Origin of the sequence: Roseovarius tolerans, assembly GCF_028885395.1 — a bacterium.
Taxonomy (GTDB): domain Bacteria; phylum Pseudomonadota; class Alphaproteobacteria; order Rhodobacterales; family Rhodobacteraceae; genus Roseovarius; species Roseovarius tolerans.
This window is the reverse complement of record NZ_CP118494.1, coordinates 3,522,501-3,534,713: the sequence shown is the minus strand read 5'-3', so window position 1 is coordinate 3,534,713 and position 12,213 is coordinate 3,522,501. Positions and strand designations below refer to the sequence as shown.

Genomic DNA, 12,213 nt, shown 5'->3' with positions numbered 1-12,213 from the left:
CGTCGATAGCCCCCTGTTCCTAGATCATATCCCTGATCCAGTCCGCGTCATATGCATTATCTGCGAGCACATCTTGTCTAGGTTGCAAGTTGTCCAATAGCGTCTTGCATGGCGGCACGTCATGGGCTTGGCCGGGTGTCAATTCATATCGGATCGGCAGACCATCCTGATTGGTAAGCGCATGTATTTTTTCCCCTAATCCGCCCCGTGAGTGACCTAAACAGTGGCGCGGGTCTTTTTTAAGTGTCGTGGTGGAATGATGCGTGCGTACGCTGGTCCCATCGACCATAACTGTGTCCACGTTATTTGCGTCGGCTATGGCATCCATGATCCGGTCCCAGTGACCCGCATAGCTCCAGCGTTTGAAGCGGTTGTAGACCGTAGTCGGCGGGCCGTATTCGCTGGGAAGATCAGCCCAAGGGGTGCCCGTGCGCAAGACGTAGAACATGCCGTTGATCACGCGGCGGTCATCAACCCGTTTCTTGCCACGCGTTTTGTTGGGCAAGACAGCTTTGATGAACTCCCATTCCGGATCACTCATATCTGATCGCGCCATTTGCATTCTCCCGCCCGGTTTTGTGCGAAAGGGAATCACAAACTTATGCTCCTAAACAAGAATTAATGAGTGTGCTGCCTAGCTACGGTGCAAAGGGGAGTGTGAGAAGACGATGGCCTGAATGGGCAAAACGATCGAACAGATCCGGATCAGGAAAACCAGTGCTGGAATACGAGCTGAAAGCTCGAGAAGTAGCTTTGGACCCGATCCGCTGATTATCATCCCGCCCCGCGGCTTCTGGAAATGTCGCACATTGAGGCCTGACAGAAGTTCGCACTCGATCACATGCCTGAACGGCAAGAAACTTCTTGCACTATGGGCGGCAACCACAGAGGCGGCCGCCGCCGGGCATGTGGTGCGCTTTGACGATCACACACCGCTGCGCTACGGCAAGGACGGCTTTGCCAACCCGTTCTTCATCGCCCATGCGCCGGGCATCGACCTCAAGAAAGCCTGAAATGAGCGTTCTCATCGCCATCCCCGCCCGCTACGCATCAACGCGCTATCCCTGCAAGCCCCTCGCCGAGTTGCGCGGGACAAGCGGAGAGGCCCGGTCGCTCATCCGCCGCTCATGGGAGGCCGCCTGCGCGGTCTCGGGCGTCGACAGGGTGGTGGTGGCCACCGATGATGACCGGATCAGAACCGCCGCCGAGGCATTCGGTGCCGAGGTGGTGATGACCTCGGAGGAATGCGCCAACGGCACCGAGCGTTGCGCAGAGGCGCATGCCGCCCTTGGCGGCGGCTTCGATATCGTTGTGAACCTGCAGGGCGACGCGCCGCTGACCCCGCACTGGTTCGTCGAGGACCTGGTGGCGGGCCTGCGCGCCGACCCCGCGGCAGAGGTGGCAACGCCGGTGCTACGGTGCGATGGCGCGGCGCTCAACGGGTTTCTGGCCGACCGCGCGGCGGGCCGCGTGGGCGGCACGACCGCAGTTTTCACCCGCGACCGCCACGCGCTCTACTTTTCCAAGGAAGTGGTCCCCTTCACCTCTCAGACCTATGCCAACGATGCGCAGACCCCGGTCTTTCACCATGTCGGCGTCTATGCCTACCGCCCCGAGGCGCTCGCCGCCTATCCCGGCTGGGCGCCGGGGCCGCTCGAAGGGCTCGAAGGGCTGGAACAGTTGCGCTTTCTGGAAAACGGCCGCGCCGTACTCTGCGTCGAAGTCGAAGCCCGCGACCGCCAGTTCTGGGAGTTGAACAACCCCGAGGACGTGCCTAAGATCGAAACGATGATGCGCCAGATGGGACTGGACTGACTGCCTCACCGATAGGAGGCAGGGCGTCACGACAAGACTATCGTGTTTGCATTGAACATGACGAAGACTTAAAGGTCGGCAGCCCAAGCTGTGTGATGTGACCCAAAGACATTCGGATAGATACGCCGTGACATATATCCCCTCTTCTACTCAAGACCCATGTGCGCGCCAGCCCGGTCTGTGTTCAGTCGTCTGTACCACCTACAACCACGCGAAATACGCAAGGGCCGCAATCGAAAGCATCGTGGCCCAGGACTACAGGCCGCTGGAGATTATCGTCATCGACGATGGCTCGACTGACGACAATGTCGCGGTCATCGAAGCGGCGTTGTCGGAAAGCGATGTGCAATCCACGCTCATCACCCAGCAAAACACGGCCAATATCGCCGGAAACGTGAATCGTGCGCTGGCTGCGGCGACGGGTGACTTCGTGCTGCCCACATCACTTGATGACCTGCTCTTGCCGGGCTGCATCTCGTCCAAGATGCCCCTTATGCTCGAAGATCACTGCTTAGTGATGGTCGGGAATTCCACGATGTCCGAGATGGACATGTCCGGCAAGATCACTCGTGCCGAGGTGCGCAATCCCGTCTTTGGCCACGAGACAGCTAGTTGCCATGATCTGCTGGAAATCGAGTTTGCCACCGCCGGGGCCTTTTTCATGCAGGGCACTGTCCTGCGGGCCGATTGCGTCGAGGCTATCGGCGGCTACGACGAGGATATCGCAGGTGACGATTTGATCCTGCGCACGAAACTCTGGAAGTACCTGGTCGCGGATCCCACCTTGCGCTGCGTCTTTCTGCAAGAGCCCGGTTTCGTCTACCGAAAGCATGGCGAGAACCTGCACCGTAACACGCTCCGGTGGAGTGCCCCCACTGAAGTGGTCCACCAACTGGGATAGTATTATCCCATTTCAGGAGGAGCAGAGATGGCTGGAAAGAGAGACAAACCCGAAGAGATCGTGCTGAAGCTGCGGCAGGTTGAAGTGTTGCAGGGGCAAGGCAGCTCGATTGCCGATGCCGTGCGCCAGATTGGCGTGACGCAGCAGACCTATTATCGATGGCGCAAAGAATATGGTGGCATGAGCCGGGATCAGCTCAAACGTTTGAAGCAGTTGGAGACCGAGAATACCCGGCTCAGGCGTGCGGTTTCAGATCTGACGCTGGATAAGATGATCCTGGCCGAGGCTGCACGGGGAAACTTTTAAGCCCTTCCCGTCGCCGTCAGTGCATTGATCATGTGCAGCAGACCCTTGGCGTATCTGAGCGCCGGGCCTGCCGTACACTCGGACAGTATCGTTCGACACAACGCAAGGTTCCTTGCGGTTTGCCGGACGAAGAACGGCTGACTGAGGACATCATTGAGTTGACGCGAGAGTTTGGGCGCTATGGATATCGCATGATTACCGGGATGCTGAACAACAGCGGCTGGCATGTAAATCACAAGCGCGTCGAACGCATTTGGCGGCAGGAAGGGCTGAAAGTCCCGCAAAAACAACCAAAGAAGGGGCGGCTCTGGCTGAACGATGGCTCATGCATCCGGCTCCGACCTGAGCGCCCAAACCATGTCTGGTCCTACGACTTCGTCCAGGATCGGACCCACGACGGACGGGTATATCGCACGCTCAATATCATCGATGAGTTCACGAAGGAGGCCCTGGTGATCCGCGTCAAACGCAAACTCAATTCCGTCGATGTGGTCGACGCCTTGACCGACCTGTTCATCCTGCGCGGTCCGCCGGAATACATAAGATCCGACAATGGCGCGGAATTTATCGCCAAAAAGGTACGCGCTTGGATCGGCGCGGTGGGCGCCAAGACGGCCTTTATTGCGCCAGGATCTCCGTGGGAGAACGGCTACTGCGAAAGCTTCAATGCCAGGTTCCGGGATGAGCTTCTGAACGGTGAGGTCTTCTACTCGCTACGCGAGGCCCAGATTCTGATCGAGAAGTGGCGCCGCCACTACAACACAGTCAGACCGCACAGCGCTCTGGGATACCGCCCACCAGCGCCCGAAAGCATCGTTCCGATAGACCAAAGGCCGACCATGCACTAACATTTAAAACGGACCACTCAGTGGGGGCAGACCACAGGTGCGGATCGTCGGGCTGGTGGTGGTCATCGTGCCGGTGATCGCACTGGTCTGGATGCTGATCCAGCATTGGGCGCAGGCACCGGTGCGGTCGGTGATGCGCCGGGTCGGTGACTATGTGACCAAGGAACTGCCGGGCTACCGCGAAGAGCTTACGCTTTTGATGATGGCGGGATATATCGGTACCGTCGGGTCAGCCCTGCTCGGGCCGCTGATGCAGCGCGCGGGGCTAGATCTGTCAGTGTTGCCGCCCTGGCTGCTGCTGGTGAGCTTTGTCTGGCTCATTCCGCTTGCCGGGCAACTCGGCATGAACCCGATTCTGGCCGTAACGCTGCTCGCGCCGCTTATCCCCGGTGCCGAGAACCTTGGCGTGACGCCGACCGCGATCGTCGTGGCCCTTGCAGCGGGATGGGCATTGAGCGGGGCCAGTTCACCCTTTACCGCAACGACACTGCTGATCGGCTCCTTCGGCGGCATCAGCGCGCTACGCGTCGGTTGGCTGTGGAACGGCGTCTATACCCTGCTCTGCGGGGTGATGCTGTCGCTCTGGGTGGTGGTTTACGCGTTCGTCTTGTGACGACACCAAGGCCCATGACTACGGTGATGCGATGACCAGGGATTTTTTCGCCAACATGAGCTGTCTTAGACGGGCTGCCTCGCCGACCTACATGGAGCCCTGTAAAGGAGAAACGAATGTCCCTTCTCGTCCTCGTCCTGGTGACCGGCGTGATCTTCCTGATCGCCGACGCGATCATGCTCTCGACCGTCATGAAGCCGCTCTTCGCTCAGCACTTGGGCGAGACGCTTCGTGAGGGTATACGGCCCCTCCCGGCCGTACTGTTCTATCTCATCTACATGGCCGGTGTGGTCTGGTTCGCGGGCTGGCCGGCGCTGCGCGATGGCACGCCCGTCACCGCGCTCGTGAACGGCGCAATCCTGGGTCTTGTCGCCTACGGCACCTACGAGCTGACCAGCTGGACGGTGATGCGCGACTGGCATCCGTCGATGGTGGTCGCCGACATGGCTTGGGGCGCGACAGTCACTGCGGTGTCGGCTTGGGGCGGGGTCTTGGCAGCAAGGGCAATCAGTTAGTCAGACAAGCGCGCCCATCAAGTGCCAGCGCCGCGTCCGAGGACGAACCTCTCCCACTTATCCATCATCTCACGCCGCCGCTCCAGCATATCGCTGCGTCTATATCGGGGCACTTTCCTCGCGGTTTTCCGCCGAGGGCCGCATCGGTTTAAAGCTGAGGAGGTTTTGGCTGGGGTGGTAGGATTCGAACCTACGGTACACGGTACCAAAAACCGCTGCCTTACCACTTGGCTACACCCCAACGTGCCGCGCTAATTACTCTGGACCTTCGTGCGGTTCAAGAGTGGAAAGTAAAAAATATGACAGCGTCGCCGGAGGCTCTGAATCAATCCAGCGTTTCATCCGGCTCGACGCCCCAAAGTGCCGATTTGGGTGCCCAGCCGTCATAGCCCTGGGTGGAAACCTCGCACCAGTCCGGGCCGCATTCCGACAGACGGGTGATCACGCCCTGTTCCAGCCGTGCAACCACCATTGCGCCGGGTTCCGGACGGGACAGCATGTCGAGCATCTCAGCCTCGACGATGGCGGTGCGCACGCCCGACAAAAGCGTGTAGTGCACCCATCCGCCCGCGCCGTCGCGATCCTGCACGCGCCGCCAGTGGCCGTATTCGGCGGTGATCATCAGCGGCATGTCGCGGCGCTTGAACACCCAGTCGATCCGGTGCGTCAGGCTGGGTCCGCGCCGCACATTGGCCTCGGAGGCCTTCATCGACACGTAGCGCGGAAGCGGCAGGTTGGTCACTGGCCCGCGGTCCCCGGCACCTGCGCAATAGGGCCACAGGACCAGCGCAAGCGCCGCCAAGCCAGGTGATTTCATCACAGCCATTCGATTTCTGCCCGTCAATCTGCAAGCGGGTTCTTGTGCCTCGCTCTTTCCTGCGCCACTCTGGCAGCAACGTGCGAGAAATGAAAGCTTGAGGAGGCGCTTCATGCCATCTGCCCGCCTGAGTGTTGTCGTGACGCGACGCCTGCCCGAGCCGGTCGAGGCGCGGATGCGCGACTTGTTCGATGTCACCTTGCGCGAGGATGACGCGCCGATGAGCCGCGAGGAACTGGCGCGCGCCATGCGTGAAGCGGATGTGATCGTGCCGACGCTCTCGGACCGGATCGATGCGGGGCTGATCGCGCAGGCGAGTGACCGGCTGAAGCTGATCGCGAATTATGGCGCGGGTGTTGATCATATCGACGTCAATACGGCGCGGCAGCACGGTATTCTGGTGTCGAACACGCCCGGCGTGCTGACCGATGACACCGCCGACATGACCATGGCGCTGATCCTGAGTGTCACCCGCAGGTTGCCCGAGGGGCTGGCGCGGATGCAATCGGGGGAATGGCAGGGCTGGTCGCCCACGGCACTTCTGGGCGGGCGGGTCGCGGGGCGTCGCCTTGGGATTCTCGGCATGGGCCGGATTGGTCAGGCGGTGGCGAAGCGCGCGGCGGCCTTTGGCATGCAGGTGCATTACCACAACCGTCGCCGGTTGCGTCCCGAGATCGAGGAGGAGCATGAGGCCACCTATTGGGAGAGTCTTGATCAGATGGTGGCGCGGATGGATGTGCTGAGCATAAATTGTCCGCATACCCCGTCGACTTTTCACCTGATGAACGCGCGGCGGTTGAAACTGATGAAGCCCGAGGCGGTGATCGTGAATACCAGTCGAGGTGAGGTGATCGACGAGAACGCGCTGACCCGGATGCTGCGCGCCGGAGAGATCGCGGGGGCAGGGCTCGATGTCTACGAGCACGGGACCGAGATCAACCCACGCCTGCGTGAATTGAAGAACGTGGTGCTGTTGCCGCATATGGGGTCGGCCACGGTCGAGGGCCGGATCGAGATGGGCGAAAAGGTGATCATAAATATCAAGACATTTGACGACGGCCACCGCCCGCCCGATCAGGTCGTGCCGGCGATGCTGTGATCCTGCATTGAGCCAGCCCGCGCCTTTCGAGATCTTCCTCGCCGCCCCGCCGGGGCATGAAGCCGCCCTTGCCGAAGAGGCGCGCGAGGCTGGGTTCGGCCCCGCAACCGTGCTGCCCGGCGGGGTCAGTTTCATGGGCACATGGCCCGATGTCCGGCGCGCCAATCTGGAATTACGCGGGGCCGGGCGGGTGCTGGCACGGATCGGCTCGTTTCGGGCGTTCCACCTTGCCCAACTCGACAAGCGGGCGCGCAAGTTCGATTGGGCCGCGCATCTGCGTGCAGATGTGCCGTTGCGGGTCGAGGTGACCTGCCGCAAATCAAAAATCTACCACGCCGGGGCGGCGACTCAGCGGATCACCGGCGCGCTCACCGAGGCATTCGGGGTGGAGGTGCGCGACGATGCCGAGCTGCGCCTGATGGCGCGGATCGAGGATGATCTGGTAACGTTCAGCGTTGACACCTCGGGCGAGCCCCTGCATCGGCGCGGTTATAAGGAGGCCGTGAGCAAGGCCCCGATGCGCGAGACGCTGGCGGCGCTCTTTCTGCGGCAATGCGGCTATGATGGGTCCGAGCCGGTACTCGATCCGATGTGCGGCTCGGGCACCTTTCCCATCGAGGCGGCGGAGATCGCTACAGGGGTGCGGCCCGGGCGTGCGCGACGCTTTGCCTTCGAAGATCTGGCGGGGTTCGACGCGCAGGCATGGGCGGCGATGCAAGGCGGGGCTGCGCCGCGCGAGATGCCATTGCGGTTTTACGGGTTTGACCGCGATGCAGGGGCCGTGCGCATGGCGACTGACAATGCCGCCCGCGCCGGGGTGGGAGAGATCACGCAGTTTGCCTGTCAGCCGATTTCGGCGCTGACCCGGCCCGAGGGGCCGCCGGGGCTGGTGATGATCAACCCGCCTTACGGCGCGCGGATCGGCAATCGCAAGCTGCTTTTCGGTCTTTATGCCAGCCTTGGCGAGGTTCTGAGGCGTGAGATGAAGGGTTGGCGCGTGGGGCTTGTGACCAGCGACGCAGGCCTCGCAAAATCCACCGGGTTGCCGTTCTTGCCAGCCGGGCCGCCAGTGGCGCATGGTGGGCTCAAGGTGACGCTCTGGCGCACCGATCCGCTTTAGGAGGGTTTGGCACATGCGCGCGCTGTTTCTGGCCTTGGGGATTGGTCTGTGCACTCCGGTTCACGCGCAGCAAGCGGCGGATACCGTCGCCCCGGAAGGGGCCGGGGCAGGGGGCTTGCAGGTGCCCGGCCTTCTGGCGCGCGCACAGGCGGCCAAGGACGCGGGACGCCCGGTAGAGGCTGAGAACTGGATGATCGCGGCAGCGCACCCTCTGGCGGTCGAGGCCGGCGCAACGGTGCTGCGCGCGGGTGGCACGGCGGCGGACGCGATGGTTGCGGTGCAGGCGGTGCTGGGGCTGGTGGAGCCGCAAAGCTCCGGTCTGGGGGGCGGGGCGTTCCTTGTCTGGCATGACGGGGCAAGTGGCGAGATCACGACATTGGACGGGCGTGAGACTGCGCCGCTTGATGCCACGCCGACCCTTTTTCAGGACGCGTCGGGCCAGCCGCTGGAGTTTTTCGACGCGGTGGTGGGCGGGCGTTCGGTGGGCACGCCGGGCACGCCAGCGCTCCTCAAGGCGGCGCATGACAGATTGGGGCAGGCGGCGTGGCCGGGGCTTTTCGCAGATGCGATCCGGCTGGCTGAAGAGGGATTTGCAGTCAGCCCGCGTCTCGCTTCGCTGGTGGCGGGGGATGCCGACCGCCTTGCACGGTTCCCGGCAACGCGCGACTATTTCCTGCCCGAGGGGGAACCGCTCGCCGTGGGCGACCGGTTGCGCAACCCGGCCTATGCCGAGACGTTGCGCGCCCTTGCGACCCATGGCCCACGCGCCTTTTACACCGGTGAGATCGCGGCGGATATCGTGGCCACGGTGCAGGGCGCGCCGGGCAATCCGGGGGTGCTGACCGAAACCGATCTGGCAGTTTATAGGGTAAAGGAGCGGCCCGCGCTTTGTGTACCCTATCACAGCTATGAGGTCTGCGGGATGGGGCCGCCCTCATCGGGTGCCTCGACCGTGGGGCAGATCCTCGGGCTGCTCTCGCCGTTCGATCTCGCGGGGCTTGGCTCCGATGATCCGGAGGCGTGGCGGCTGATTGGCGATGCAAGCCGTCTGGCCTTCGCCGACCGTGGGCGTTACCTGGCCGACAGCGATTTCGTGCCGGTGCCACTCAAAGGGCTGCTGGCCTCGGATTACCTGAAATCGCGCTCGGATCTGTTGCGGGGCGACGATGCCCTGCCAGAGATCGCGCCGGGCAGGCCGGAATTCGATCACGCGCTGAACCGGGGTGACGACCAGTCCATCGAGTTGCCGTCGACCTCGCATATCTCGATTGTCGATGGCTATGGCAATGCGCTGAGCATGACCACGACCATCGAAAATGGGTTCGGCTCGCGGCTCATGGTGCGGGGGTTTCTGCTCAATAATGAGCTCACGGATTTCTCTTTCGCCAGCCATGACGAGGGGCGTCTGATCGCCAACCGGGTCGAACCGGGCAAGCGCCCGCGCTCCTCCATGGCGCCCACCATCCTGCGACGGGACGGCGCGCCAGTGCTGGTTCTGGGCAGTCCGGGCGGCAGCTTGATCATTGGTTACGTGGCCAAGACCATCATTGCCTGGGTGGATTGGGGGATGGATGTGCAAGAGGCCGTGGCCCTGCCGCATCTGATCAATCGCTTCGGGCCCTATGATTTGGAAGAGCCGCGCCTCGCCGCGCCGCTGCGCGCCATGGGCTACGAGGTGACGCTGCGCGATCTGACCTCGGGCTTGCATGCGATCGAGATCGGGGAGGTGTTGCAAGGCGGGGCCGATCCCCGCCGCGAGGGGCTTGCTTACGGTGAGTGAGGCTTTTTGAGTATTTTCACCAAAAAGAAACCCGTCATGTTTCTTCTGGCCTTAAAACATCCCGGGGCTCAGCCCTTGGCCAGATCACTCAGGATCGGGCAATCGGGCCGGTTGTCGCCCGCGCATTCCCGGACCAGATGCTTAAGCGTGGCCTGCATGGATTGCAGCTGTGCGATCTTGTCCTCGATCTTGTCCAGATGGTCCTGCGCCACCTGCTTTACATCGGCGCTCGCGCGGTCCTGATCCTCGTAGAGTGCCAGAAGCGTGCGGCAATCCTCGATGGAAAAGCCAAGCGTGCGGGCGCGGCCGAGAAAGGCGAGTTTATGCACGTCGCTGTCGCGGAACACGCGATACCCGTTGTCGCCGCGCATCGGGCGGATCAGGCCGATCTCCTCGTAATAGCGGATTGTCTTGGGAGGCAGGCCGGTGTCGCGGGCCACGTCAGAGATGTTCATGAACTTGCCTCCATCGCAGGGCGCACTCCGCGCAGGCGCAGCGCGTTCGACAGCACGAAGACCGAAGAGAGCGCCATCGCGCCCGCCGCCAGCATCGGCGAGAGCAAGAGCCCCGTTGCCGGGTAAAGCAGCCCCGCCGCCACCGGAATGAGCGCCGCGTTATAGGCGAAGGCCCAGAACAGGTTCTGCCGGATGTTGCGCAGGGTGCGGTGCGACAGGTCGAGCGCGTTGATCACCCCCGCCAGATCGCCGGACATCAGCACCACATCCGCCGATTCGATGGCGACATCGGTGCCGGTGCCCACGGCGATGCCGATATCGGACTGTGCCAGCGCAGGGGCGTCATTGATCCCGTCGCCGACGAAGGCGGTGGCGCCAAAGCGGTCCTGTAGGCGGCGCACGGCATCGACCTTGCCCTCGGGCAGCACCTCGGCCTCGACATGGTCGATGCCAAGCTCATCCGCGATGGCCTGCGCCGTGGCCGTGCTGTCGCCGGTGATCATCGCGATCCTGAGGCCGCGCGCATGCAGCGCCTCGATCACCGCCCGGCTTGAGGGTTTGGCCGCGTCGGCGATGCCCAGCACGGCGGCAAGGTGACCGTCGATAGCGACGTAAATCGCGGTCTGCCCTTCCTCGGCCAGATCCTGCGCTGCGGTCTCAAGCGCGCCGATTTCGATCCCCTCGCTCGTCATCAGACGGGCCGCGCCGATCAGCAACCTGTGCCCCTCGACATCGGCCTCGATCCCGTGACCGGCGATGGCGTGGAAGCTCTCCACCGTTGGCAGGCTCAGGTCTTTCTGCTTGGCGGCATCCTCCATTGCGCGGGCGATTGGGTGCTCGGATTTGCCCTGTGCCGCGGCCGCGAGGCGCAGCACCGTGACCTCATCCCAGTCGGCGCTTACCGTGATCCGCGTGACGGCAGGCTTGCCTTGGGTGAGTGTGCCGGTCTTATCGAAGGCCACGACGCGCGCCTCGTCGAGCCGTTGCAGCGCTTCCCCCTTGCGAAACAGCACACCGATCTCGGCGGCGCGCCCGGTGCCCACCATGATCGAGGTGGGGGTGGCCAGCCCCATGGCGCAGGGGCAGGCGATGATCAGCACGGAGACACCTGCGACCAGCGCATGGGTGAGGGCCGGGGCAGGGCCGACCATCAGCCAGACCGCAACCGTCACCAGCGCCACGGCGATGACGACGGGAACAAAGACGCGGACGACCCGGTCGGCCAGCGCCTGTACCGGCAGTTTCGCGCCCTGCGCCTCTTCGACCATGGCCACGATTCGCGCCAGCACCGTGTCTCGACCCACGGCGGTGGCGCGAAAGCTGAGCGCGCCATCGCCGTTGATCGTGCCGCCCACGACCGTGTCGCCGGGGCTCTTGGCCACCGGGGCGGGCTCTCCGGTGATCATCGATTCGTCGATATATGATGTGCCCTCGGTCACTTCGCCGTCGATCGCCACCTGTTCGCCGGGGCGCAGTTGGAGAAGATCACCGACTGTGACCTCCTCGATCGCCAGATCACGTATCTCGCCGTCGCGCTCGACCCGGGCGGTCTTGGGCTGCAACCCGATCAGCCGCTGAATGGCCGCGCCGGTGCGCCCCTTGGCACGCGCCTCGAGCCATCTGCCCATCAGAATCAGCGTGACGATCACCGCCGCCGCCTCGAAATAGACCGCGCGGGTGCCCTCGGGCAGAAGCGCGGGGGCAAGGAGTGCGACCGTGGAATAGGCCCAGGCTGCGCTTGCGCCCAGGGCCACGAGGCTGTTCATGTCCGGCGCGCCCTTGAGCAGCGCCGGCACGCCCAACCGATAGAATTGCCGCCCCGGCCAGATGAGAACAGCCGTGGTCAGCACGAATTGCACCATCCAGGATGCGCCCATGCCAATGGTCTCGGCGATCAGCCCATGCAGACCCGGGATGACATGGCTACCCATTTCCAGAACGAAG

General features: G+C 63.1%; 12 protein-coding genes, 1 tRNA gene and 1 pseudogene (1 of these 14 cut by a window edge). 9 read left to right on the top strand and 5 right to left on the bottom strand.

Going from position 1 to position 12,213, the window contains the following annotated elements:
• Positions 1-19: 19 nt before the first annotated feature.
• Positions 20-541 carry an IS5 family transposase gene (locus PVU19_RS17585; RefSeq protein WP_160316348.1) on the bottom strand — a complete coding sequence of 174 codons (522 nt, stop codon included), beginning with the start codon at positions 539-541 and terminating at the stop codon, positions 20-22.
• Between the two features lie 349 nt (positions 542-890).
• Here PVU19_RS17585 and PVU19_RS17580 point away from each other — a divergent pair.
• The 6 genes and pseudogenes from PVU19_RS17580 to PVU19_RS17555 all read left to right on the top strand — a co-directional run.
• Positions 891-1,013 (top strand): annotated as a pseudogene (locus PVU19_RS17580) (3'(2'),5'-bisphosphate nucleotidase CysQ); the annotation flags it as partial.
• Position 1,014: 1 nt separating this feature from the next.
• Entirely contained in the window at positions 1,015-1,815 is an 801-nt protein-coding gene (locus PVU19_RS17575; protein WP_274789831.1) for a 3-deoxy-manno-octulosonate cytidylyltransferase, read from the top strand.
• A gap of 97 nt (positions 1,816-1,912) precedes the next feature.
• A complete protein-coding gene (locus PVU19_RS17570) occupies positions 1,913-2,716 on the top strand; it encodes a glycosyltransferase family 2 protein (protein WP_338049912.1) in 804 nt (267 codons plus the stop codon).
• Positions 2,717-2,743: 27 nt separating this feature from the next.
• Positions 2,744-3,870 (top strand): IS3 family transposase gene (locus PVU19_RS17565; protein ID WP_274789758.1). Its coding sequence is split into 2 segments (ribosomal slippage): positions 2,744-3,008 and positions 3,008-3,870, totalling 1,128 coding nucleotides; the frame shifts between segments, so codons are not numbered across the junction.
• A 37-nt stretch (positions 3,871-3,907) separates the two neighbouring features.
• Positions 3,908-4,483 (top strand): hypothetical protein, encoded by a 576-nt coding sequence (locus PVU19_RS17560; RefSeq protein ID WP_235575907.1) that lies wholly within the window; start codon positions 3,908-3,910, stop codon positions 4,481-4,483.
• 116 nt (positions 4,484-4,599) lie between these two features.
• Positions 4,600-4,998, top strand: a complete 399-nt coding sequence (locus tag PVU19_RS17555) for a DUF2177 family protein (protein WP_050664363.1) — start codon at positions 4,600-4,602, stop codon at positions 4,996-4,998.
• Between the two features lie 166 nt (positions 4,999-5,164).
• Here the strand turns inward: PVU19_RS17555 and PVU19_RS17550 are convergent.
• A tRNA-Gln gene (locus tag PVU19_RS17550) sits at positions 5,165-5,239 on the bottom strand.
• A gap of 84 nt (positions 5,240-5,323) precedes the next feature.
• A complete protein-coding gene (locus PVU19_RS17545; RefSeq protein ID WP_050664362.1) occupies positions 5,324-5,824 on the bottom strand; it encodes an SH3 domain-containing protein in 501 nt (166 codons plus the stop codon).
• A gap of 103 nt (positions 5,825-5,927) precedes the next feature.
• Between PVU19_RS17545 and PVU19_RS17540 the strand changes: the two genes are divergently transcribed.
• Genes PVU19_RS17540 through ggt form a run of 3 tightly spaced genes read left to right on the top strand, consistent with a single transcriptional unit; the run spans position 5,928 to position 9,814 of the window.
• Positions 5,928-6,914: a 2-hydroxyacid dehydrogenase gene (locus PVU19_RS17540; protein WP_050664361.1), complete on the top strand. Its 987-nt coding sequence runs from the start codon at positions 5,928-5,930 to the stop codon at positions 6,912-6,914.
• 7 nt (positions 6,915-6,921) lie between these two features.
• Complete coding sequence (locus tag PVU19_RS17535) at positions 6,922-8,034, top strand: THUMP domain-containing class I SAM-dependent RNA methyltransferase (protein ID WP_050664360.1); 1,113 nt, start codon at positions 6,922-6,924, stop codon at positions 8,032-8,034.
• A gap of 13 nt (positions 8,035-8,047) precedes the next feature.
• Positions 8,048-9,814, top strand: coding sequence for a gamma-glutamyltransferase (gene ggt, locus PVU19_RS17530; RefSeq protein ID WP_050664359.1), 1,767 nt, complete (start codon positions 8,048-8,050; stop codon positions 9,812-9,814).
• A 68-nt stretch (positions 9,815-9,882) separates the two neighbouring features.
• Here the strand turns inward: ggt and cueR are convergent, their stop codons facing one another.
• Both cueR and PVU19_RS17520 read right to left on the bottom strand, forming a co-directional pair.
• Positions 9,883-10,269 (bottom strand): Cu(I)-responsive transcriptional regulator, encoded by a 387-nt coding sequence (gene cueR, locus PVU19_RS17525; protein ID WP_050664358.1) that lies wholly within the window; start codon positions 10,267-10,269, stop codon positions 9,883-9,885.
• Positions 10,266-12,213: the 3' portion of a heavy metal translocating P-type ATPase gene (locus PVU19_RS17520; RefSeq protein ID WP_050664357.1), read on the bottom strand. Its footprint extends 512 nt past the window's final position; only the last 1,948 of its 2,460 coding nucleotides appear in the window; its start codon lies off the right edge, out of view; its stop codon occupies positions 10,266-10,268. Before PVU19_RS17520 ends, cueR begins: the two co-directional genes overlap by 4 nt.

Excerpts from the sequence above, each read along its gene's own strand:
- ggt (WP_050664359.1), top strand. The coding sequence starts at position 8,048 with ATGCGCGCGCTGTTTCTGGCCTTGGGGATTGGTCTGTGCACTCCGGTT.
- PVU19_RS17585 (WP_160316348.1), bottom strand. The coding sequence starts at position 541 with ATGAGTGATCCGGAATGGGAGTTCATCAAAGCTGTCTTGCCCAACAAA.
- PVU19_RS17575 (WP_274789831.1), top strand. The coding sequence starts at position 1,015 with ATGAGCGTTCTCATCGCCATCCCCGCCCGCTACGCATCAACGCGCTAT.
- PVU19_RS17540 (WP_050664361.1), top strand. The coding sequence starts at position 5,928 with ATGCCATCTGCCCGCCTGAGTGTTGTCGTGACGCGACGCCTGCCCGAG.
- PVU19_RS17555 (WP_050664363.1), top strand. The coding sequence starts at position 4,600 with ATGTCCCTTCTCGTCCTCGTCCTGGTGACCGGCGTGATCTTCCTGATC.
- PVU19_RS17545 (WP_050664362.1), bottom strand. The coding sequence starts at position 5,824 with ATGGCTGTGATGAAATCACCTGGCTTGGCGGCGCTTGCGCTGGTCCTG.
- cueR (WP_050664358.1), bottom strand. The coding sequence starts at position 10,269 with ATGAACATCTCTGACGTGGCCCGCGACACCGGCCTGCCTCCCAAGACA.